A 21,485-nucleotide genomic window follows, 5' to 3' on the forward strand; every position below is an offset into this window, starting at 1 on the left:
GACGGCGTCACGCGGGCAGACCCTGGATGAACAGGCCAGCGCTGTCAGCGGCCTCGATCATGGCTTGCGCCTCCGCGGCAATCGTATGGCCGGCGATCACGGCGATGCCGGCGAGCCCGGCCCGGGCTGCGCCCTCGATGGTTTTAGCGCCCACGGCCGGCAGGTCGAAGCGCAAATCCTGGCCGCTCTTCGGCGCCTTCACCAGCACACCGCGGCCGGATTTGGCGCGAATGCGCCCGGCCTCGCGCAGCCGCGCCACGCGCGCCAACAGCCCGTCGGTGCCCTCGATGTCCTCGACCGCCACCACGTGCCCGTCGATCACGACCACAGCCTGGCCGATGTCGAAGGGCCCAAGCGCGCCGAGCACCTGCCGCCCCTTGGCGATGTCAGCAACGGCAGCGGGATCGGGCATGGCGCGCGCAATATTTCCCTCCGGCATCAGGATGTCGGGGGCGACATCCCGGATGCCGACCATCCGAAAACCGTCCTGTTCGAGGATGCGGCCGATCCCCGACAACAGATGATCGTCGCCGCCGCGAAATGCCGCCCAGACGCGGCCGAGAACGCGGATCGTTCCCCAGTCGAGCCGGATTTCCGACAGCGCCGGGCGCAGCAGCGTGCCGATGAAGATCAGATCGCGGCAGCCCTCGCTGCGGAACAGTTTTGTGGCGCGGCCGAGCTGCCCGACCGAGATCCAGTGATGGCGGAAGCGCCCGACGCGCACCGGATCACAGGCGCCGCGCAGCGCGAACAGCACCGGCGCGATCCCCCGCTGGCTAAGCGACTCCGCCACCGCGAACGGCATGGCGCCGCCGCCTGCGATGACGCCGACCGGCGAAGAAATGTCAGAAGCCGCTGAAATCATGGCTGCGGCGATCCCGTCATCAATGCTTGTTGCCGTCGCCGGCGGGCAGGCAAAGCGCGCGATGTTTGCCTTGCGCGATGAAGGCGAGGATTTCAGCGATCGCCGGATCTTCGCCAGCGAGCTCCTGCACCACATTCAGCCGCTCGGCAAAGATGCCGGGGCCGTGAAACAGTTTTTGGTAGAACGCGCGCACTTTCGCCAGCCGCTCCTTGGTGAACTGGCGCCGCTTCATGCCGATGATGTTGAGCCCTTCGAGAGCAGCGTACTGGCCGTTGACGAGGCCGAACGGGATGATGTCGCCGCGCACGCCGCAGACGCCGCCGACCATCACCTGCGGTCCGATCCGCGTGAACTGGTGCACGGCCGACAGCCCGCCGATGAAGACGAAATCGCCGATCTCGCAGTGACCGCCGAGCGTGGCGGAGGTCGCAAAAATTACGTCATTGCCGACCTGGCAATCGTGCCCGACATGGCTGCAATTCATGAAGTAGCCGCGCTCGCCGACCCGCGTCACGCCGCCGCCGGCAACCGTGCCGGCGTTCATGGTGACGGATTCGCGGATAGTGCAGCCCGCGCCAATCTCGAGCCGGGTCAGTTCACCCTTGTAGCTCAGCGATTGCGGTGGGGTGCCGAGCGAGACGAACGGATAGATCGTGCAGCCGGCGCCAATCGTGGTTTGCGCGGTGATGTGAACATGCGCGATCAGATTGCAGTTGGCGCCGATAACGACGTTGCGGCCGATAATGCAATAGGGACCGATCGTCGTCCCCTCGCCGATCACAGCGCCATCCTCAACCCGCGCGGTTGGATCGATCGTACCCATCAAGCAGCCCAGCCCATCGATTGGACGCGAATATCTCGCGTTTTCGGGTGGTTAGCGCGACGTACCAACGCTGTCCAGTGACGTATGGTTACGCCGTATGTCGGCGCGTCCGGCTGCAAATCCTCCAGCCAGCGGCCTGATTCCCATGGCGAAAGTCGGGATAAACAGTCGCTAGATCATACTGCCGGGCAGGAAGCACCGGATCGAAATCCCGGTTGCCCCTTTTACAGGCCAAACCATGGTTCGGCCGGCGCGATTTGGCACGGTGATGACGGCATCGTCGGGCACGTCGATCCATTGGCCCTCGAGCCGGACGCGATAATGACCGTCCTTCGATTCCCAATCGACGTCGGAAACAACGGAGCCGTCGGCATCCGAGCAGCACAGCCCCTTCGCGCTTCTGAGGCTGTCGAACCAGGGCTTGAGCGGGGAGTTGGCGTAGCGGCCATCATCACGGGCCGTTGCACTTCCCGCGAAAACAGCGGCTAAGGCGATCAACGCACCGGCGGTTTTCAGGCGTTTCATGCGACTATCTCGACCTGCCACCGGAAATTACAAGTCAGTCGACGGACCGAAGTTCCAATGCGCCATGCTCACGCTGACGGCATGGCCGCACGGAGTGACGGAGCACATGCTCTGTCAACGATCGGACATTGTCGAGTATACCAGCGTATAGTCACGCCTGACCGTTGCCGACAATGCGCGGCGACAGCTCACGCAAACGGCGCCCTGCGCGCAGGCAACTGCCCCCCGCAAGACCTCTCTAGCTGCCCGCCAGTGCGATCCATTCGCTCACCTGCGCACGCGCGATCAGGGCGGCCGGGTCCGAGGCGCTGGTCTTGTAGACGAGCGCCTCGCCTTCGCGGATACCGGCAAATTCCTTGCCGAAGGCGTCGGCGACGTTGGTCTTGTGCGTCACCGCCAGATTATTGACGCCGGCTTTCGGAGGCGCGTTCACCAGATTGCGCACGGCGCGTCCGGCCTTGGCGTTCTTGCCGTCAGGGTTCGCCATCGCTGGTGAACAACGACATCAGGAAGACGTCGGTTGTATGACGGATGAATTCAATCCGATTCAATCCGTCAGCATCGCGCCGACGTCGGCCTCCGCGACCACGCTGCCATTCACCTTGGCGTCACCGTGAAACCACCACATCGCCTTGCGGCGGCCGATCGAGCGCATGTGGTACTCGATGGTGTCGCCGGGCATCACCGGCTTGCGGAATTTGCACTTGTCGATGGTGAGGAAATAAACCGCGCGCGGCTTCTCGGTGCCCTCGACCGACTTGATGCCGATGACGCCGGCGGTCTGCGCCATGGCCTCGATCATCATCACGCCGGGATAGACCGGACGCTCGGGAAAATGGCCGAGAAACGGCGGCTCGTTGAAGGTGACGTTCTTGATGCCGATGCCGCTGTAATCGGTCCGGATCTGGATCACCCGGTCGATCAGCAGCATCGGATAACGGTGCGGGAGCGTCTTGAGGATCTCATTGATATCCACGAGCTCGAATCTGACCGCTGCCTCCTCCATCACTCCCGCCCTTCGCCTTTCGGATCGGCCGTGCCGCCCTGCACCAGTCGCTCCACTGCAACAATCTCCCTGAACCACTGCTTGGTCGGCTTTGCAAAGAAACCGCCCCAGCGGCCGTTGGGCGGGATGTCGTCCTTGACCCCGCTCATCGCCGTTACCTGGGCGCCGTCGCCGATCTTGAGGTGGTTGTTGATGCCCACCTTCGCCCCCAGCGCAACGTTGTCACCGATTGTCAGGCTGCCCGCGAGCCCGATCTGGGCCGCGAGCAGGCAGTGCCTGCCGATGGTTACATTGTGGCCGATCTGGACCTGATTGTCGATTTTGGTGCCCTCGCCGATCACCGTATCGCGCAGGCTGCCGCGGTCGATGGTGGTGCCGGCGCCGATCTCGACATCGTTCTGGATCAGGACCCGGCCGGTCTGCGGCACCTTCAGATGGCCCTCGGGGCCAAAGAAGATGAAGCCATAGCCGTCCTGCCCGATGCTGCAGGCAGGATGGATCAGGACATTGTTGCCGATCAGGGAGAACTGGATCGCCGTGCGGGCGCCGACATTGCAGTCGCGGCCGATCTTGACGTCGGCGCCGATCACCGCACCCGCGCCGATCACGGTGCCGGCGCCGATCTCGACCCTGGGGCCGATCACCGCGAGCGGATCGACGATGACGCCGTCTTCCAGGTGGGCCGACGGATCGATGATCGCCGATGGCGCGATGCCGTCATTGTCGAACCAGGATTGCGGGCGAAGCGCATCGGCATGCCATTCGCGCGCCAGCTTCACGAAGGCGCGAAACGGCTGGCTGGCCCGCAGCACCGCCACATGGGCGGGCACCTGGGCTTCGAAACGCGGGCTGACCAGGCAGGCGCCGGCCTTGGTCGCCATGAGCTGATCGGCGTATCTGAGGTTGTCGAAAAACGCCAGGTGCATGGGACCGGCTTCGTCGAGCGAAGCGAGGCTTCTGATCACCTGACCGCCCCGTGCGGGGTCGACCAATACCGCTCCCGTCAACGCGGCCAGTTCGGCCAGCGTCGAGGCAGGGGGTTGCTTGAAGAATATCGGCTGCGCCATTCCACCCGTCGCAGTCCGGCCGACCTTCACAACAGAGTGCCGGCTCCGAAGAAACGAAGCCGACCCCTCTTCTGGTTCCGAGGTGTTCTCGTCACGCGGACCTTTCGTCCGTTCGCTTCAAGCCACCTTAGAACGATGTGCCGCCGCCAAACTTGAATTGCTGCACGCGGTCAAACTGACCCTTCGTAAGCGGAACCGCATAGTCGAAGCGCAGCGGACCGAACGGCGAAGCCCAGATGAGGCCCACACCCACCGAGGTGCGTACCACGTTGCCGTCGTCATACTGCAATCCCAAACAGGTTCCGGGAGAGGCCCCAGTCGTCGACGTCACCTGGGTCGGCTTGATACAACCGGGCACGTTGACCTCGCCCGTCTGCGCCCACGACGTCGGTCCCTTGTAGTCGAACAGCCCGCCAGCGTCGGCATAGACGGAACCCTTGAGCCCGACTTCCTTCGGCAGGAACCAGAACGGCATCTGCAATTCGAACGAAGCGCCCCAGTATTTGGTGCCGCCGAGCGCGTCACGCGTGCCGTAGGGGTTGATGTCGCGCGGACCGATGCCGTTGGGCGCGAAACCGCGAACGAGGTTCGGACCCATCTGGAAGTGATCCAGCATGCGCAGTTCGCTGCCACCGAACTGGTTCAGCACGCCGCCCTGGAGATGGATCAGGCCGACGATATCGGCAACCAGCGGGGTGTAGTATTTCGCATCGATCGCGGACTTGATGTACTTCACGTCGCCGCCGACACCCGCGAAGTCCTGCTTCCAGTCGATCAGCAAGCCGTCGGTCGGGTTCTTGTTGTTGTCCAGCGTGTTGTAATTCAGCGAGTAGCCGACCGCCGAGGTCAGCGTCTTGCCGCTCTGCAGTTCCCTGCGGACCGGCAGCGAAGCTTCGCCATCGCTGAAGCACCAGAGGCCGACGCCGGAAGTATCGGTGGCGGTCTGGCCCCCGTCCGTTATCGATCCGCCCGCGGGAGCGCCATTCAGATTCGCAAATGCCGGCGTCGGATTGAACGCGAGCAACGAGTTCGACGAGTTGTTGTTACAGTTCGCGAGCTGGTTCGGCAGCTGGATTTGCTGCTGGTAGATCGAGTAGCGCAGCTGCAGCGCGAGATCTTCCCGCAGGGTGAAGCCGAGCCGCGGGCTGAAGCCAAGCGTCTTGGTTCCGTAAGAAATATAGCTGTTGGCCAACTGCTCGCGATAAAACAAATCGAGGCCGAGCGCGACGCGATAGTCCAACAGATAGGGGTCGACGAACGACAGCGAACCACCGCGCGCGTACTGGCCGTAGGTCACCGCCGCCTTCGCATACAGGCCACGGCCGAGGAAGTTGCGCTCGGAAATGCTGACTTCGGCCAGCGCACCGTCGCTGGTCGAATAGCCGCCCGACACCGAGAAGTCGCCGGTCGACTTCTCTTCGAGATCGACAACCAGAATCACGCGATCGGTCGACGAGCCGGGCTCGGTCAGGATCTTCACGCTCTTGAAGAAGTCGAGGTTTTTCAGCCGGCGCTCGGCGCGATCGACCAGCGCGCGGTTGTAGGCGTCGCCTTCGGACAAGTCGAACTCGCGGCGAATCACGTAGTCGCGGGTGCGGGTATTGCCGCGGACGTTGATACGTTCGATATAGGTTCGCGGGCCCTCATCGACGGCGAACACGATCGAAACGGTGTGCTGTTCGAAATTGCGATCACCGCGCGGGCGCACCACGGCGAAGGCGTAGCCGCGCCGTGAGGCCTCGATCTGCATTTCCTCGACGGATTTCTCAAGCGCCTCGGCATTGTAGACCGAGCCGACGCTGACGCGCGAGAAGCTGCGCATCGAGGCGGCATCGAGGGTTGCGATGGAGGTCTGGAAGTCGACGGAGGCCACGCGATATTGCTGCCCCTCCTCGATCTTGAAGGTGACGAGGAAGCCCTTCTTGTCAGGGTCATACTCGGTCAGCGCGGCGATCACCTGCACGTCGGCGTAACCGTTCTTGAGATAGAAGCGGCGAATCAGGTCGCGGTCGGCCTCGACCCGGTCTGGATCGTAGACGTCGGCGCCGCCGAGGAAGCTCAGAAGGTTGGATTCGCGCGTCTTGATGACGTCCTTCAGGCGATAGGACGAATAGGCGACGTTGCCGACGAACTCGATCGACCTGACGCCGGTCTTGCTGCCCTCGGTGACCGTGAAGATCAGGTCGACACGGTTGTTCGGCTGCTCGATGATTTCCGGGGTCACACGCACGTCATAGCGGCCGGAGCGCCGGTAAATTTCGGCGATGCGCTGGGCGTCCGACTGAACCATCGGGCGCGAGAACGTACCGCGCGGCTTGGACTGGATTTCAGCCGAAAGCTGCTCGTCCTTGACCTTCTTGTTGCCTTCGAAGGCGATGCGCCCGATCACGGCGTTTTCGACCACGGTCACGACCAGCCGGCCGCCCACCTGGTTGATTCGCACGTCCTGGAACAGGCCGGTCTCGATCAGCGCCTTGAGGCCGTCGTCGATCTGGGCCTGTCCGAGCCGGCCGCCGGGGCCTGGCTTGAAATAGGAACGGATGGTCTCGACCTCGACACGCCGGTTCCCCTCGACGGAGATCGACGCCACTGTCTGGGCCGCAGCCGGCACAGACAACAGCGCGCCCCCCATCGGCGCGGCAACCATGATCAGAGCGCCCAGCAGAGCCCCCCGCACTCGCATTCCCAACATCATGCGCAACGCGCCCTCGTCATTCCAATGCCGGCCCGTACCCCTACGAACCGGCAGATTCCCAAAGTTGCACTGCTTGTAGCCAATTTCGCGAGGGCGGCAAACCAGACATCGCGGTGCGATTCCATTTTCATTCCAAGACGTTGCCAATGGGCAACGTCACAAAAAAGCCGCTTCTACGATCTTCCGAACAGCCCCTTCAGCCAGGGCACCTGATGGAAGTCGTTGTAAAAGGCGAACACCATCAACATCAGCACCAGAACCAGCCCCACGCGGAACCCGTATTCCTGGGATTTCTCCGACAACGGACGGCCCCGCAGCACCTCGGCCGTGTAGAACAAAAGGTGGCCACCATCGAGCAAGGGCACCGGGAACAGATTCAGCAGCCCGATCGAAATCGACAGCACCGCCGCCAGATGAAGCAGCGGAATCAGTCCCAGCGTGGCGACCTGACCCGAAATCTGCGCGATCCGAATCGGCCCGCCGATCTGGTCCGCGCTCGCCCGGCCAGTGAAGATGTTGCCGATATAGGCCAGCGTCTGCTCGATGACGAACCAGGTTTCCTTGATTCCGAGCCAAAGCGCGCTCGCCGGATCGACCTTCTCGGTGGTTACTTCGCCCGGCGAGGTTGCGCGGGTGATGCCGAGAATCCCGAGCCGCTGCGTGTTTCCGAACGGATCCTTCACTTCGCGCAGTTCCGGCGTGCCCTTCAACTGCAGCGTGGAATCACCGCGCTTGACGGTGAAGGTCAGGGTATCGCCGGCACGCACGCTGACGAAGCGCTGCATATCGGAGAAGCTGCCAATCTTCTTGCCGTCGATGGCGGTGACGATGTCGCCGACCTGGAAGCCCGCCCGCTCGGCGGCACTGCTGGCTTCGATCTTGTCCACGCGCGCCGTCGTGCTCGGCTTGCCGAAGAAGGTGAAGAGACAGGTGAAGATGACGATCGCCAGAATGAAATTCGCAATCGGACCGGCGGCAACGATGGCCGCGCGCGCGCCGACTTTCTTGTGATGGAAACTGCCCGCCCGCTCCTCGTCGGTCATGCCGGCGAGCGTTTCGGCCGAAGCCGGCGTCGAGGCTTCCGATTCGTCGCCGAAGAACTTCACATAGCCGCCAAGCGGGATCGCGGAGATCTTCCAGCGCGTGCCATGGCGATCGTTGAAGCCAACGAGTTCCGGCCCGAACCCGAGCGAGAACGTTAACACTTTCACGCCCGCCCATCGGGCGACCAGGAAGTGGCCGAGTTCATGAAAGAACACGACGATGGTCAGGACGAACAGGAAGGGAACGATGTAGCCGATGAGCCCATGGCCCAACGTACTGAAACTATGTAGAAAAAACTCTGACATCAGGTTCCCCTCGACAAGAGCCAAAGGCTCCGTCCCCAACCCTCTAGGATGCCTTTAAGGCAATTTGAGGCAATAGGGCGGCGGCTCTATTTCGCGCGTTATAGTCAACGGCAATCGCGTCATCGGCCGAGCTCAAAGGCGCAAGGTTCCCGGCGCGAATCCAGTCGTTCATGGTGGCTTCGACAAGGCGCGCGATCGACCCGAACTTGATCTGTCCGGCAATGAACGCCGCCACCGCCACCTCATTGGCAGCGTTGAATACCGTGGTCGCACCACGCCCCGTACGTAACGCCTCGTAGGCCAGACGCAAGCCCGGGAACCGCTCGAAATCCGGCTCTTCAAAGGTGAGCTGTCCGATTTTTGCGAGATCCAGCCGGGCCGAGGGGCCGACGATTCGGTCGGGCCATCCGAGGCAATGCGCAATCGGAATGCGCATGTCGGGCGCGCCGAGCTGCGCAACCACGGAGCGATCGGAGAATTCGACCATGCCGTGGATGATCGACTGCGGATGGACGAGAACGTCGATTTCGTCGGCGGTCAGCGCGAAAAGATAGGAGGCCTCGATGACTTCGAGGCCCTTGTTCATCATCGAGGCCGAATCGATGGTGATCTTCTGGCCCATGCTCCAGTTCGGATGTTTTAGCGCCTGCGCCAGCGTCGCCTGTTCGATGTCGGTGGCGGCCCAGGTGCGGAACGGACCGCCGGATGCGGTGATGATCACGCGCACCAGTTCCTCGCGATTGCCTGAGGAAAGCGCCTGAAACAATGCGTTGTGTTCGGAATCGGCCGGCAGAATGCAGGCCCCGGCTTTCGCCGCGCGCTGCATGAAGAAATCGCCGGCACAGACCAGGCATTCCTTGTTGGCGAGTGCCACGGCCGCGCCACGGTCGACCGCCGCCAGAGCGGGCTTCAGCCCGGCGGCACCGCTCACCGCCGCCATCACCCAGTCGGCGGGTCGCGCGGCGGCCTCGATGATGGCGCTTTCGCCGGCGCCGCATTCGATACCCGTGCCGGCCAGGGCGTCCTTCAGTTCGCCAAGGCGCGCGGGGTCGGCGATCGCAGCGAATCGTGCACCGAATTCCTTTGCGAGTTTGGCCAGCGCTTCAACATTGGTATTTGCGGTCAGCGCCTCGACGGAATAGCGGTCGCGCGCGCCGCGCAGCAAATCCATGGTGCTGTCGCCGATGGAACCGGTGGCGCCCAGCACCGTTACGGTGCGCGCGTCGGCTACCGCGGCCTTGTTGTTACGCAATGGAACTGCGCTCATAATTTCACCAAACCATAAGACCGCGGCCGACGCCATCGGCACCACCCCGCAGAAGACCGAAAAGTGCCGCCACAACGACGGCCGCGACAAATCCATCCAGACGGTCCATTAGCCCGCCATGGCCCGGAATAATGTGACTTGAGTCCTTTACGCCAAAACGCCGCTTCACGGCTGATTCGAAGAGGTCGCCGAGCTGCGAGGCGACTGAAAGAGCCCCGGAAAGCATCAATAACGGCCCGATTCTGCCCAGATCGAGCGCGGCAAAGCCTGCCGCCACAGCCAGGCTGGCGGCAAACCCGCCGGCGGCGCCCGCCCAGGTCTTTTTCGGGCTGACGCGCGGCCAAAGTTTCGGGCCGCCAATGCCGCGGCCCGCGAAATAGGCGCCGCTATCGGTCACCCATACGATCAGCAGCACGAACATCAGCGCGGCGAATCCCTTGACGGGATCGAGACGCACCAGCACCGAGGCGATCTCGGCCGCCGCCGCGTACAAGAATCCCGCCGCCGCCCAGTTTCGCCGCTCCGGCGCGATCGACACCACCGTAACGAAGCCGACGCCGAGCACGATCAGCGCGGCATCAAGCCGGCCAATCGCAAAGCAAAGCCCGGCGACCGCGAGCGCGGCCACACCCGGCACCATCACGCGAGTAGCGCCGGCGAGACCCACGATCGCGAGCCATTCCACGAACAGGCCGACGGCAGCCAGCGTCACCAGCGCGGCCCACAACCAGCCGCCCGCATAGGCGATCGCAACCGCAAGCGGGATCAGCACGGCGGCTGCGGCGATGCGCATCACCAGATTGCGCGAATCGGCGCTCGCTGCCGCCGGCGCGGCCTCGCGCTCGGTCACGATCCGGTTTTCGCGGCCAGACCGCCGAAACGGCGTTCCCGTCTGGCATATTCGGCAATGGCGCTTTCGAGCGCGGCCTTGTCGAAATCCGGCCAGTGGATCGGCACAAAAACGAGTTCGCTGTAGGCCGCCTGCCACATCAGGAAGTTCGACAGCCGCTGCTCGCCGCTGGTGCGGATGATCAAATCGGGATCGGGGATGTCAGGCGCATCGAGATAGCGGCCGAGCGTATCGGCGTCGATCGATGCCGGATCGCGCTTGCCCTCCGCCACTTCGCGCGCCAGCCGCTGGGCGGCGCCGGCGATTTCCTGGCGCGATCCGTAATTGAACGCGACCACGAGATTGAGCTTGGTGTTGCCCCGGGTCAGTTCCTCGGCTTCGTTCAAGAGCGTGCAGATATCGGGCTCCAGCCCTTCCCGCTCCCCGATCACACGCACGCGCACGCCGTCGCGATGCAGCGTCGCCAGATCGTTGCGGATGAAGCGGCGGAGCAGTCCGAACAGATCGCCGATTTCGGTCGCCGGGCGCGACCAGTTCTCGGAGCTGAACGAAAAGATCGTCAGATAGAGCACGCCGAGTTCATGGGCGGCGCGAACGACACGGCGCAGCGCCTCGACACCGCGGCGATGGCCTTCGGCACGCGGCAAGCCGCGCGCTGCCGCCCAGCGCCCGTTTCCGTCCATGATGATCGCCACATGCAACGGGACGGATCGATCCGGTCCTTCCGTGGCTGGGGCGGCGGCGTTCGGCATTATCTGAATTCCAAGACCAATCTCGATTCTTGAACGTTGCCGTCAAACGGTGAGGATTTCCTTTTCCTTCGCCGCAAGCAACTGATCGATTTCCGTAATCGTTCCGTCGGTCGCCTTCTGCACCTCATTGGCGAGCCGCTCCTGATCGTCTTCGGAAATCTCGTGATTCTTCTCGAGCTTCTTGACGATATCCAGTCCGTCGCGGCGGACATGGCGGACCGCCACCTTGGCGGCTTCGGCGTATTTGTGCGCGACTTTCACCAGTTCCTTGCGCCGCTCCTCGTTGAGCTCGGGAATCCGCAGGCGCAGCACCTGCCCTTCGGTCGCGGGCGAGAGGCCGAGGTTGGAATCGACGATCGCCTTTTCGACGGCCTTCACCATGGACTTGTCCCACACCTGCACGGAGAGCAGGCGCGGCTCGGGCACGCTGACGGTCGCGAGCTGGTTGAGGGGCATGTGCGAGCCGTAAGCCTCGACCTGCACCGGCTCCAGCATGGACGCCGCCGCGCGGCCGGTCCGCAAGCCGCCCAATTCGTGCTTGAGCGAGTGGGTGGCGCCTTGCATGCGGCGCTTCAATTCGTTGATGTCAAAACCGGGCGTGGGCATAACACTCTCCCCTCCTTAGAAACCAGCCGCCGGCGCCTTAAAGCCTGCGGTTCGAAGCAGCACTGGCATATCAGCCGGCGACCACCGTGCCGTGCCCGGTCCCGCGCAGGATCGCGCCGATCGAACCCGGCTCGGCGATCGAGAACACGATGATAGGCAGTGACGTCTCGCGGGCAAGCGCGAATGCGGTCGCATCCATCACCTTGTAGTCGCCGGCAATCGCCTGCGAATGCGTCAGGCGGTCGAAACGCTTGGCGGACGGGTCCTTTTTGGGATCGGCGCTGTAAACGCCGTCGACATTGGTGGCCTTGAGCACGGCGTGTGCCCCGATTTCGGCCGCCCGCAACACCGCTGTGGTGTCGGTGGTGAAGAACGGATTGCCGGTTCCGCCGCCCAGCAGGACGATTCGTCCCTCGGAAAGGTATTTGTGCGCTGCACTGCGGGTGAACAGCTCGGAAATCTCGGGCATCACGAACGCCGACAGGGTCCGCGCCGGCGTTCCCTTGCGCTCGATGGCCGCTTCCAGCGCCAGGCAGTTCATCACGGTGGCGAGCATGCCCATGGTGTCGCCGGTCGGGCGCGACACGCCGCGCGAGGAGACTTCGACGCCGCGAACGATGTTGCCGCCGCCGATCACGACAGCCACCTCGACGCCGAGCTTCTGGGCCGCGATCAAATCGTCGGCGATGCGGTCGATGGTGGGCTGGTCGATACCGAAGGAGTGGCTGCCGGCGAGATACTCGCCCGAGAGCTTGATCACGACGCGACGATAGACCGGCTCAGCCATTGCTTATCGCTTCCTTGTCCCGCGCAGGTGACTTCCGGCGCAATTACGCCGGAAGACGGTGACCGCAGCGGTTACTTCTTGCCGCTGGCGGCTGCGACCTCGGCTGCGAAATCGGATTCCTGCTTTTCGATTCCCTCGCCGAGAGCATAGCGCACAAATCCGGCAATCTTCACAGGTGCACCGATCTTGCCTTCGGCTTCCTTCACCGCCTGCGCGACCGACTTGCCCTTTTCGTCATGGATGAACGCCTGCTCCAGCAGGCAGACTTCCTTGTAATAGGTCTTCAGGCCGGACTCGACGATCTTCTCGATCACGTTCTCCGGCTTGCCCTGCTGGCGATACTTGTCGGCCAGCACGTCCTTTTCGCGCGTCACGATCGCCGGATCGAGACCGCTCGGATCCAGCGCCTGCGGATTGGTCGCAGCGACGTGCATGGCGAGCTGGCGGCCGAGATGGGCGAGCTCATCGGCCTTGCCGGCCGATTCGAGCGCGACCAGCACGCCCATCTTGCCGGCGCCGTCGATCACCGCACCATGGACATAGCTCGACACCACGCCCTGGCTAACTTCGAGCGAAGCCGCACGGCGCAGCGACATGTTCTCGCCGATGGTCGCGATCGCGTCCGAAATCGCGGTCTCGACGGTGACGCTGCCGACCTTGGCCGCCTTGATCTTCTCGACGTCGGCGCCGTTGTGGAGCGCGACCTGCGCGATCATCTTGACGAGGCCCTGGAATTGCTCGTTGCGGGCCAAGAAATCGGTCTCGGAGTTGACTTCGACCACGACGCCCTTGGCGCCCGAGGTCAGCGCGCCGATCAGGCCTTCGGCCGCGACGCGGCCGGCCTTCTTGGCGGCCTTCGACAGGCCCTTCTTGCGCAGCCAATCCTGCGCTTCCTGCATGTCGCCGTTGGTTTCGGTGAGGGCTGCCTTGCAGTCCATCATGCCCGCGCCGGTCGACTCGCGCAGTTCCTTGACCATCGCCGCAGTGATCGTTGCCATCGTCGAATATCCTTCTTGCCTGTTGCCACGGGCGCGGCGCGCGCTTTGCGCCGTGCCGCCGTCAGCTCCAGGGAATGTCGTAATCTGGGGAGCAGAACCGGTGGCCGGAAGACCCGGCCACGCGGCGTACCAATTATTCCGCTTCCGCGGTCAGCGTCTTGGCCTGGGCAACCCAGGCATCGGCGCGGCTCGGAAGACCGACCTCTTCACCGATCTTGTGCGCGGTATCGTGGTCGAGTTCGGCGAGCTGCCAGTAGTGGAAGATGCCGAGGTCGTTGAGCTTCTTCTCGATCGCACCCGATACGCCGGTGAGCTTCTTGAGGTTGTCGGCGGTGCCGCGCGGACCGGCCAGACCCTGGAAGCCGGTCGGCTGGGGAGCTGCCGGAACTTCCTCGCGGGCGGGCTGAACCGAGGCGCCGATGTCGATGCCGTGGTCGCCTTGCGCGCGGGAGATGCCGTCGATGGCGGCGCGGGCAATCAGGTCGCAATACAGCGAGATGGCGCGGCCGGCGTCGTCATTGCCCGGCACCACGAAGGTGATGCCCTTGGGATCGGAGTTGGTGTCGACGATCGCGGCGACGGGAATGTTGAGCCGCTGCGCTTCCTGGATCGCGATGTCTTCCTTGTTGGTGTCGATCACGAAGATCATGTCGGGAAGACCGCCCATGTCCTTGATGCCACCGAGCGAGCGGTCGAGCTTGTCGCGCTCGCGCTGCAGCGTCAGGCGCTCCTTCTTGGTGTAGGAGTTGGCCTCGCCGGACGACAGCACTTCGTCGAGGTGACGCAGGCGCTTGATCGAGCCGGAAATCGTCTTCCAGTTGGTCAGCGTGCCGCCAAGCCAGCGCGAATTGACGAAATACTGCGCGGAGCGCTTGGCCGCTTCGGCGACGCCGTCCTGCGCCTGGCGTTTGGTGCCGACGAACAGGATGCGGCCGCCCTTGGCGACGGTGTCGGATACCGCCTGCAGCGCACGATGCAGCATCGGCACGGTCTGGGCGAGATCGATGATGTGGATGTTGTTGCGGGCACCGAAAATGAACTCCGCCATTTTCGGATTCCAGCGGTGCGATTGGTGGCCAAAGTGCACGCCAGCTTCAAGCAGCTGACGCATAGAAAAATCGGGTAGCGACATAGTGATGATTCTCCGGTTGGTTCCTCCGGAAACGTGTGAGCAAACGAGCCTTATGGCCCGGCTGCCACCGGACGGCCTTTTGAGCCATGTTTCCGTGTGAGATGGCGCGCTGTATAGCCGGATTCCAGCCAGAAGCAAGGAAATACGGCCGGATTTTCGGCGCTCCGGCCCCGCGATTTAGGGCCGCCGCCGGCCAAATCCCTCGGATCTGGCCGGTTAACAATCAGCATCGGGCACCCGGCGGACACTTCCTGGCTGCCGCCGCCGGGGGCGGCGCCGGACGCGGCGGTGGCGCAGCCATCCGAGGGGGCGGTGGCGCCGCCATCCGCGGGGGCGGCGGTGCCGCCATACGCGGGGGCGGCGGCGCGGCCATACGTGGGGGTGGCGGCGCGGCCATACGTGGGGGTGGAGCGGCCATCCTTGGTGGAGGCGACGGCGTGGCCATCCGCGGCGGCGGGGCGGCCATCCGTGGAGGCGCCGGAGCGACGCGAGCCGCCGGCGGTGGTGAGGGCCTTGCCACATGCACCGCCGCCGGCGGCGGGGCTCGCCGCAGTTCAGGCTGCAATTGAGGTTTCGGAGCGATCGCAGCGGCGGGCCTTGGCGGCGCGGCGGCGCTGGGTGGCGGGACTCCGACCCTCGGCTGGCCAGCCGGAGCGGCGGGAGCGGTCGCGCCGATCGCGGGCCTCGAGCCGGCCGCCGCGCCGGGCGCGGTCGGCGGCGACCCGCCCGGCGCAAGCTTCGCGTTCGGATTGACGGTGCTTGGCGATACCGCCGCGCTCGGAGGCGCGGGTGGCGTGCCCCTGGCACCTGGAACCGGCAGCGCGTTGGTTCTCGGCAAAGTCTGGTTCGAAGGCAGCGTGCCCGGCGCATTGACCGGCTGTGTCGCGTTCGGCCTGCCGGTCTGCCCCGCCGGAGCGCCGGGCAAACCAGTCCTCACGGCAGGGTTGATCGTGGCGCTCGGCGGAACCGGCGCCTTGCCCTGCTGGATCAGCGTGGCCCTTTGCGCGACTGCGGGCGGCAGTGTCGGCGTGGCACCACCACCCTGCCCCGGCGCAACCGTTGCGCCCGGGGAGCCGGGGCGTCCGATAGCGTTGGCGCCAAGTCGTCCGGCGTCAGGTCCGGCCGCCGGCGACGCCGGCTGTGGCCGCCTGTTGATGACGTTGTTGATGACGGCCCTGTTGTGGATGTTGGCAAAGATGATGTTGTTCGGCGGCGGCGCCACATAGCGCGGGGCCCGCACATAGATCGGTATCGGCACAAAGATCGGCTGCGGCAGGATGAACAGCCCGATCGGCGGCGGCGGTGGCTCCAGTATCACGAAATCATCCGGCGGCGGCGGCAGGTAGTAGACCGGCGCCGGTGGCGGCGCGACAAAATCGAACTCGGGATCGCCGAAGGCCAGCACCGGCCGGTCGACATAGATGAACTCTTCCGGCGGCGGCGGCGGCACGTCGTAGTCGATGACGTCAAAGGCCGGCGGCGGCTCCAGCGCCGCGGTGAGAATGGCCAGACGTCGGCGCGCGTCGGCGGCATGAGGCCCGCGCGGGTAGCGTTGCAGATACGACCAATAGGCGTTCGGGGTGTCAGCGCGGTAGGTGCGGCGCCAGGTGATCGCTTCGCGCCGCGCCGCCGCGATCGCCCTCACCCGCTTTGCCATGGGATCGTCGGGATAGGCGGCGAGAAAATCCTCGTAGGCCGGCAGCGTGTCGCGCTCCAGCACCGCGGCGTAGGCGTCCTGCACGCCGAGATCGCGGATCGGCTTGCTGCGGATGGCGGCGACCTGATCCGGCGGTGGGGCGGCGGGTGCATCCGGTCCGCGCTCGAAGAACGTGAAGGCCGCATCGACCTTCTGGCTGTCCCAGGGCACCTGCGCGCCCTTGCTCGCCTCGTTGACGCGAAGCCGCACGCGATTGAAGACTTCCGGCAGCGGCAACCCGCCGGTCCGGATCATCTCGGCCAGCGACTGGGCATAGACGCCGTACGGTCCCTGCTCGGCCGGCGCGACCGTTCCGGGCGCCGCGTTGAACGCGATCAGCATGTGCGGGTCCGCCTCGACCAAAGCGAGACCGCTAGCGATCTGCCCGTTGACGAAAGGCTGCTGCCGCGCCGCGTCCAGCACGACGATGCCGGCCTTCAGCGGCAGCGAGGCGAGCTGACGGATGTAGTCGCCGGTCCGCAGCGCCTCGATCGGAACATCAATATCGCGGTTGATTGCGGAATCGACCGGCACGAAATAGTTCTCGCCCGCCAGTTGCAGCCCGTAACCGGCCAGATACACCATCGCGACCGTGTCCGGCCCCGAGCTTTCGGCTTTCTGGATGAAGTCGCGAAAACTCTTGCGCAGCGTGTCGCCATCGAGATCGCGCGCGCCGATCACGTCGAAGCCGGCCGCCTGCAAGGTCTGCGCGATCAGGCCGGCGTCATTGGCCGCCGTCGGCAGCGGCGATTTCGCATAGGCGGCATTGCCGACCACCAGCGCAATACGCTTTTCCGGCTGCTGCGCGGCCGCGGCGCTCAAATACCCCGCCAGTCCTGATATCGCGACCAGACACGCCGAGAGAATCGACAAACTTCTTGCTATCCGCATGGGATTCCACCCTGTCGCCGCCCGCGCTGCATGGAACGCGCATCAAAATGAACATTTCTTGAATAATTGCGCTCTCAGCAAGGCATGGCGCCTCGCTCCGCCCGGTTCCGGCACCGAAATTCGCATTGTCGCGGCCTTACGGCGGGCGTATCCTTTGATCAAATCGTGTTCGCCTGCATCGTGAGGCGACTGCGCGAGTACCTCCCGGTGTGCGAATTGCCCATGCAATGGAGGAAATCGCCATGACCGTTTCCCCGACCCTGCAGAAGTACCTGGATCAGAGCGTCACCTACGACCTGATCCCTCATACCCCCACGATGTCATCGACTCGCACGGCCGAAGCTTGCCACGTGCCGGGAGAGGCTCTGGCCAAGGCCGTCGTGCTGCGCCGCGACGGCGGTTACATGATGGCCGTTCTTCCGGCCTCCCATCACCTGCACCTGTCGGCCCTGAAAAGTCAGCTCGGCCACAAGGTCGACCTGGCGAGCGAAGACGAAATCGAACGGCTGTTCGAGGACTGCGACCGCGGGGCCGTCCCGCCGCTCGGCGAATGCTACGGGCTGGACGTCATCATCGACGACAGCATCGATGCGCGGCGGCACGTCTACATGGAAAGCGGCGATCACGCCACGCTGATCCGCATGGAGGGCGAGCAGTTCGCGCGCTTGACGGCGAAGGCCTGGCGCGGCCACTTCAGCACGCACGATTGAGGCCGCTCGTTCCGCCGACTGCGCCGCTGCGGTCGAGCGACTTCAAGCAGGACGCCCCGCGCCTGTTCGCGGTCGAACAGACGCGAACCGTTCAAGACGCTTCGATCGCAAGAAGCCGCCGCTTCAGTGGTGGGCCGCAACGCTCTTCACGTACCCGGACGTTAAATCACTCGGCGCGAACTGGCTGATGTCGCCCAGGCTGATCATGCCGACCATCCGCTTGCTCTTGTTGATCACCGGCAACCTGCGGACTTTCAGCGTCTCCATGTGATGCACCGCTTTCGCAAGGTCATCGTCCTCGCGGCAGCAATGAATGCCTTCGGTCATCACGTCGCGCGCCTTGGCGCGGCCGGCATCGAAACCGTTGCCGGCAAGTCCTTTGCAGACAATGTCGCGGTCGGTCACCATCCCGATCAGCTGATCGTCATCCCCGATCGGAATGCAGCCGATATCATGCGCTCGCATCAGCTTTGCGATTTCGGTAATGGGCGTGTCGGGGCTGACCCAGTCGACGCCCTTGTGCATCGCGTCTCTGACTTTCATGGCGGACCTCCGTTGCTGCGATTTCAGGTGGTATTCACGTGATGCAGAACAGTTCCCCCTCGGCAAGACTATACGACGGATCAGGCGGGACGGCATCGCAAAAAGCAATGACAAGTTCTTGAAATTTGCGAATCGCGTCGTTGCGCGCGGGTTGAAGCAACCCGCGCGCAACGCTGTCGCAAGTCAGAACAGATCAGAAGAAACCGAGCTTCTTCGGGCTGTAGCTGACCAACAGGTTTTTGGTCTGCTGGTAATGATCCAGCATCATCTTGTGGGTCTCCCGGCCGACACCCGATTGCTTGTAACCGCCGAACGCGGCGTGCGCCGGATAGGCATGGTAGCAATTGGTCCAGACCCGGCCGGCCTGGATGGCGCGGCCGAAGCGATAGAGCCGGCTCGCATCGCGGCTCCAGATACCGGCGCCGAGGCCGTAGAGCGTGTCGTTGGCGATCGCGAGCGCCTCCTCGTCATCCTTGAAGGTCGTGACCGAAACGACGGGTCCGAAAATCTCCTCCTGGAAGACCCGCATCTTGTTGTTGCCCTTGAATACCGTCGGCTTGATGTAGAAGCCGCCGGCGAGATCGCCCGGCAGTTCGTTACGCGCCCCGCCCGTCAGCACCTGCGCGCCCTCCTCGCGGCCGATGTCGATATAGGACAGGATCTTCTGCATCTGCTCGGAGGACGCCTGCGCGCCGATCATGGTGGCCGGATCGAGCGGATCGCCCTGGACGATGGCCTCGACGCGTTTCAAGGCCCGCTCCATGAAGCGGTCGAAGATCGATTCATGGATCAGCGCGCGGCTCGGACAGGTGCAGACCTCGCCCTGGTTGAACGCGAACATGACGAAGCCTTCGATCGCCTTGTCGAAGAAATCGTCATCCTCGGCCATGACGTCCTTAAAGAAGATATTGGGCGACTTGCCGCCGAGTTCGAGCGTCACCGGGATGAGGTTCTGGCTGGCATATTGCATGATCAGCCGGCCCGTTGATGTCTCGCCGGTGAAGGCGATCTTGGCAATGCGCGGCGAGGACGCGAGCGGCTTGCCGGCCTCGAGGCCGAAGCCGTTGACGATGTTGAGCACGCCTGGCGGCAGCAAGTCACCAATCAGCCCTGCCCACACCATGATCGCCGCCGGGGTCTGTTCAGCGGGTTTCAGCACGACGCAGTTACCGGCAGCCAGCGCCGGCGCCAGCTTCCAGCACGCCATCAGCAGCGGAAAATTCCACGGAATGATCTGGCCGACGACGCCGAGCGGCTCGTGGAAATGATAGGCGACCGTATCGTGGTCGATTTCGGAGAGGCCGCCCTCCTGGGCGCGGATGGCGCCGGCGAAGTAGCGGAAATGGTCGATGGCGAGCGGCACGTCGGCCGCGGTGGTCTCGCGGATCGGCTTGCCGTTGTCCCAGGTTTCGGCGAGCGCGAGCAGATCGAGGTTTTCCTCCATGCGATCGGCGATGCGGTTCAGGATCAGCGCGCGTTCGGCGACGCTGGTGCGGCCCCAGGCTTCCTTGGCGGCATGCGCCGCATCGAGCGCGTCTTCGATGTCGTTGGCATCGGAGCGCGCGATCTCGCACAGCAGCTGGCCGTTGACCGGCGAGAAGTTCTCGAAATAGCGGCCCGAGCGCGGCTCGGCCCATTTTCCGTTGATGTAGTTCCCGTATCGCCTTTCGAACGGGGCCTTCGCAGTTCGTGAAAATTCGACCTTGTTCATGGCTGTTCCTCGCTATGGCGTCGCTGAATGCGGCGCTCGAGAAAACCATGGCGAAGGCCGGCTTCGTTGTCAGTCCGTGCAAACCGGATCGCGGGCGCGTGTGTCGCAGAACTGCGACAGTGGACCGGACAAACCGTCAGTGAGCGCGATTAAGGTCCAGGCGCCGCAGCTTTCGATGCAGCGTCGCACGGCTGATGCCGAGCGCCTCGGCAGCGGCCGAAACGTTGCCGTCGCTGCGCGCCAGCGCCCGTTGTACGGCTGCCCGCTCGGCCTGATCGAGATCCCGCGCCGGGCTGGACGTCCCGCCGAGCAGGTCGGCCGCCGGCAACGGCTTCTTCAGAAAATCCCGCGTCACGCCGAGTGCCAGCCGCGCCGACCGCGTCGCGCCGATGACGAGGTCGTCGGCATCGACCGCGATCAGCCCACCGCCGCCGCGATTGATGTCTGGCGCAAACAGAAAGCGGGCGTTCGGGAACGCCAGCCGGAAATTTTCCATCTCGATCCGGCGGGCGGCGTCGCTGACGGCAACGGCAATGAGATTGACAAATCCTTCCGTGAGGTCGGCGCGGCAGGAGGAGACGTCGAGCGCCGCGGCCAGCCTGCCCTCGTGATCATAGATCGGCGCCGACGTGCAACTCAGCAGCGTGTTGCGCGCATAGAAATGCTGGTCGCGATGAACGGTAAGCGCACGCTGCTCGGCCAGACACGTTCCGATGCCGTTGGTGCCCTCGCACTCCTCGCTCCAGACCGTCGCGGTCCACAAGCCCCACGCCTTGAACGTCTCGTCGTCGGAGGCTGTGCCACGCCGGTCGACCGGCACACCGTTGCGGTCGGCCAGCAGCACGCAGCAGCCGACGCCGCCGACCGCGAGAAACAGCCGGTCGAGGTTGGATTGCGCAGCCCGGACCAGCGGCTCGATTTGCTGCCGCGCCAATTCGAATTCGGCCTGGCTCAACCGGCGCGGCAGGCTGCATTCGGCGGGATCGAGGCGATGAAAATTGGATGACCGGCGCCAGGACGCGACCACGGCAGATTTCGCGGCCGAGCCGCGCGCGACCGTGGCCTGCACCTGATCGGCATGGTGTTTGGTGGTCTGCGCCACACTCTTTCCTCCCGCGCAGCAAGATATTCGGCCCGGGCCGGTGGGCGAATTGATCCAGATCAAGCGCACGCGACGTTACCTCGCCCCGCTTCCCCGTCTCAAGCTGGCAA

The 21,485-nt window shown here is 64.4% G+C and carries 20 protein-coding genes; 1 reads left to right on the top strand and 19 read right to left on the bottom strand.

Annotation, left to right across the window (positions count from 1 at the left end; all coding sequences use genetic code 11):
- Positions 1–7 precede the first annotated feature (7 nt).
- The 16 genes from JQ624_RS12050 to JQ624_RS12125 form a co-directional block, all read right to left on the bottom strand.
- Positions 8–865 (bottom strand): LpxI family protein, encoded by an 858-nt coding sequence (locus JQ624_RS12050; RefSeq protein ID WP_212419101.1) that lies wholly within the window; start codon positions 863–865, stop codon positions 8–10.
- Between the two features lie 19 nt (positions 866–884).
- Positions 885–1,688: an acyl-ACP--UDP-N-acetylglucosamine O-acyltransferase gene (lpxA, locus tag JQ624_RS12055; RefSeq protein ID WP_212419102.1), complete on the bottom strand. Its 804-nt coding sequence runs from the start codon at positions 1,686–1,688 to the stop codon at positions 885–887.
- A gap of 171 nt (positions 1,689–1,859) precedes the next feature.
- Positions 1,860–2,213, bottom strand: coding sequence for a hypothetical protein (locus JQ624_RS12060; RefSeq protein WP_212419103.1), 354 nt, complete (start codon positions 2,211–2,213; stop codon positions 1,860–1,862).
- Positions 2,214–2,451: 238 nt separating this feature from the next.
- A complete protein-coding gene (locus JQ624_RS12065; RefSeq protein ID WP_249129755.1) occupies positions 2,452–2,700 on the bottom strand; it encodes a hypothetical protein in 249 nt (82 codons plus the stop codon).
- 60 nt (positions 2,701–2,760) lie between these two features.
- Complete coding sequence (gene fabZ, locus JQ624_RS12070) at positions 2,761–3,219, bottom strand: 3-hydroxyacyl-ACP dehydratase FabZ (RefSeq protein WP_212419288.1); 459 nt, start codon at positions 3,217–3,219, stop codon at positions 2,761–2,763.
- Positions 3,219–4,286, bottom strand: coding sequence for a UDP-3-O-(3-hydroxymyristoyl)glucosamine N-acyltransferase (lpxD, locus tag JQ624_RS12075; RefSeq protein ID WP_212419104.1), 1,068 nt, complete (start codon positions 4,284–4,286; stop codon positions 3,219–3,221). Before lpxD ends, fabZ begins: the two co-directional genes overlap by 1 nt.
- Positions 4,287–4,413: 127 nt before the next feature.
- Complete coding sequence (gene bamA, locus JQ624_RS12080) at positions 4,414–6,981, bottom strand: outer membrane protein assembly factor BamA (protein ID WP_212419105.1); 2,568 nt, start codon at positions 6,979–6,981, stop codon at positions 4,414–4,416.
- A gap of 173 nt (positions 6,982–7,154) precedes the next feature.
- A complete protein-coding gene (gene rseP / locus JQ624_RS12085) occupies positions 7,155–8,330 on the bottom strand; it encodes an RIP metalloprotease RseP (RefSeq protein ID WP_212419106.1) in 1,176 nt (391 codons plus the stop codon).
- 43 nt (positions 8,331–8,373) lie between these two features.
- Entirely contained in the window at positions 8,374–9,597 is a 1,224-nt protein-coding gene (gene dxr / locus JQ624_RS12090; protein WP_212419107.1) for a 1-deoxy-D-xylulose-5-phosphate reductoisomerase, read from the bottom strand.
- A gap of 4 nt (positions 9,598–9,601) precedes the next feature.
- The gene (locus JQ624_RS12095; RefSeq protein WP_212419108.1) at positions 9,602–10,447 is read right to left on the bottom strand and encodes a phosphatidate cytidylyltransferase; all 846 of its coding nucleotides are present in this window, start codon (positions 10,445–10,447) and stop codon (positions 9,602–9,604) included.
- Positions 10,444–11,199 carry an isoprenyl transferase gene (locus tag JQ624_RS12100; protein WP_212419109.1) on the bottom strand — a complete coding sequence of 252 codons (756 nt, stop codon included), beginning with the start codon at positions 11,197–11,199 and terminating at the stop codon, positions 10,444–10,446. Before JQ624_RS12100 ends, JQ624_RS12095 begins: the two co-directional genes overlap by 4 nt.
- 42 nt (positions 11,200–11,241) lie before the next feature.
- Positions 11,242–11,805 carry a ribosome recycling factor gene (gene frr / locus JQ624_RS12105; RefSeq protein ID WP_212419110.1) on the bottom strand — a complete coding sequence of 188 codons (564 nt, stop codon included), beginning with the start codon at positions 11,803–11,805 and terminating at the stop codon, positions 11,242–11,244.
- 70 nt (positions 11,806–11,875) lie between these two features.
- Entirely contained in the window at positions 11,876–12,592 is a 717-nt protein-coding gene (gene pyrH, locus JQ624_RS12110) for a UMP kinase (RefSeq protein WP_212419111.1), read from the bottom strand.
- 71 nt (positions 12,593–12,663) lie between these two features.
- Complete coding sequence (gene tsf, locus JQ624_RS12115) at positions 12,664–13,590, bottom strand: translation elongation factor Ts (protein WP_212419112.1); 927 nt, start codon at positions 13,588–13,590, stop codon at positions 12,664–12,666.
- 133 nt (positions 13,591–13,723) lie between these two features.
- Positions 13,724–14,722 (bottom strand): 30S ribosomal protein S2, encoded by a 999-nt coding sequence (locus JQ624_RS12120; RefSeq protein WP_212419113.1) that lies wholly within the window; start codon positions 14,720–14,722, stop codon positions 13,724–13,726.
- Between the two features lie 223 nt (positions 14,723–14,945).
- Positions 14,946–17,309 carry a caspase family protein gene (locus JQ624_RS12125; protein ID WP_212419114.1) on the bottom strand — a complete coding sequence of 788 codons (2,364 nt, stop codon included), beginning with the start codon at positions 17,307–17,309 and terminating at the stop codon, positions 14,946–14,948.
- Positions 17,310–17,551: 242 nt separating this feature from the next.
- On the opposite strand from JQ624_RS12125, the gene JQ624_RS12130 reads away from it, so the two are divergent.
- Positions 17,552–18,019 (top strand): aminoacyl-tRNA deacylase, encoded by a 468-nt coding sequence (locus tag JQ624_RS12130; protein ID WP_212419115.1) that lies wholly within the window; start codon positions 17,552–17,554, stop codon positions 18,017–18,019.
- A 123-nt stretch (positions 18,020–18,142) separates the two neighbouring features.
- Here JQ624_RS12130 and JQ624_RS12135 read toward each other — a convergent pair whose 3' ends face one another.
- The 3 genes from JQ624_RS12135 to JQ624_RS12145 all read right to left on the bottom strand — a co-directional run bounded on the left by JQ624_RS12135 (position 18,143) and on the right by JQ624_RS12145 (position 21,375).
- Complete coding sequence (locus tag JQ624_RS12135) at positions 18,143–18,562, bottom strand: CBS domain-containing protein (protein WP_212419116.1); 420 nt, start codon at positions 18,560–18,562, stop codon at positions 18,143–18,145.
- A gap of 193 nt (positions 18,563–18,755) precedes the next feature.
- Positions 18,756–20,273 (bottom strand): aldehyde dehydrogenase, encoded by a 1,518-nt coding sequence (gene adh, locus JQ624_RS12140; RefSeq protein WP_212419117.1) that lies wholly within the window; start codon positions 20,271–20,273, stop codon positions 18,756–18,758.
- A 136-nt stretch (positions 20,274–20,409) separates the two neighbouring features.
- Positions 20,410–21,375, bottom strand: a complete 966-nt coding sequence (locus tag JQ624_RS12145; protein ID WP_212419118.1) for a helix-turn-helix domain-containing protein — start codon at positions 21,373–21,375, stop codon at positions 20,410–20,412.
- Between the last annotated feature and the right edge of the window lie 110 nt (positions 21,376–21,485).

It is taken from the genome of Bradyrhizobium sp. AUGA SZCCT0283, from assembly GCF_018130385.1.
Lineage (GTDB): Bacteria > Pseudomonadota > Alphaproteobacteria > Rhizobiales > Xanthobacteraceae > Bradyrhizobium.

What these genes read in the sequence shown, in the direction of transcription:
- JQ624_RS12050 (WP_212419101.1), bottom strand. Translation starts at nt 865, where the DNA reads ATGATTTCAGCGGCTTCTGACATTTCTTCGCCGGTCGGCGTCATCGCA.
- lpxA (WP_212419102.1), bottom strand. Translation starts at nt 1,688, where the DNA reads ATGGGTACGATCGATCCAACCGCGCGGGTTGAGGATGGCGCTGTGATC.
- JQ624_RS12060 (WP_212419103.1), bottom strand. Translation starts at nt 2,213, where the DNA reads ATGAAACGCCTGAAAACCGCCGGTGCGTTGATCGCCTTAGCCGCTGTT.
- JQ624_RS12065 (WP_249129755.1), bottom strand. Translation starts at nt 2,700, where the DNA reads ATGGCGAACCCTGACGGCAAGAACGCCAAGGCCGGACGCGCCGTGCGC.
- fabZ (WP_212419288.1), bottom strand. Translation starts at nt 3,219, where the DNA reads ATGGAGGAGGCAGCGGTCAGATTCGAGCTCGTGGATATCAATGAGATC.
- lpxD (WP_212419104.1), bottom strand. Translation starts at nt 4,286, where the DNA reads ATGGCGCAGCCGATATTCTTCAAGCAACCCCCTGCCTCGACGCTGGCC.
- bamA (WP_212419105.1), bottom strand. Translation starts at nt 6,981, where the DNA reads ATGATGTTGGGAATGCGAGTGCGGGGGGCTCTGCTGGGCGCTCTGATC.
- rseP (WP_212419106.1), bottom strand. Translation starts at nt 8,330, where the DNA reads ATGTCAGAGTTTTTTCTACATAGTTTCAGTACGTTGGGCCATGGGCTC.
- dxr (WP_212419107.1), bottom strand. Translation starts at nt 9,597, where the DNA reads ATGAGCGCAGTTCCATTGCGTAACAACAAGGCCGCGGTAGCCGACGCG.
- JQ624_RS12100 (WP_212419109.1), bottom strand. Translation starts at nt 11,199, where the DNA reads ATGCCGAACGCCGCCGCCCCAGCCACGGAAGGACCGGATCGATCCGTC.
- frr (WP_212419110.1), bottom strand. Translation starts at nt 11,805, where the DNA reads ATGCCCACGCCCGGTTTTGACATCAACGAATTGAAGCGCCGCATGCAA.
- pyrH (WP_212419111.1), bottom strand. Translation starts at nt 12,592, where the DNA reads ATGGCTGAGCCGGTCTATCGTCGCGTCGTGATCAAGCTCTCGGGCGAG.
- tsf (WP_212419112.1), bottom strand. Translation starts at nt 13,590, where the DNA reads ATGGCAACGATCACTGCGGCGATGGTCAAGGAACTGCGCGAGTCGACC.
- JQ624_RS12120 (WP_212419113.1), bottom strand. Translation starts at nt 14,722, where the DNA reads ATGTCGCTACCCGATTTTTCTATGCGTCAGCTGCTTGAAGCTGGCGTG.
- JQ624_RS12125 (WP_212419114.1), bottom strand. Translation starts at nt 17,309, where the DNA reads ATGCGGATAGCAAGAAGTTTGTCGATTCTCTCGGCGTGTCTGGTCGCG.
- JQ624_RS12130 (WP_212419115.1), top strand. Translation starts at nt 17,552, where the DNA reads ATGACCGTTTCCCCGACCCTGCAGAAGTACCTGGATCAGAGCGTCACC.
- JQ624_RS12135 (WP_212419116.1), bottom strand. Translation starts at nt 18,562, where the DNA reads ATGAAAGTCAGAGACGCGATGCACAAGGGCGTCGACTGGGTCAGCCCC.
- adh (WP_212419117.1), bottom strand. Translation starts at nt 20,273, where the DNA reads ATGAACAAGGTCGAATTTTCACGAACTGCGAAGGCCCCGTTCGAAAGG.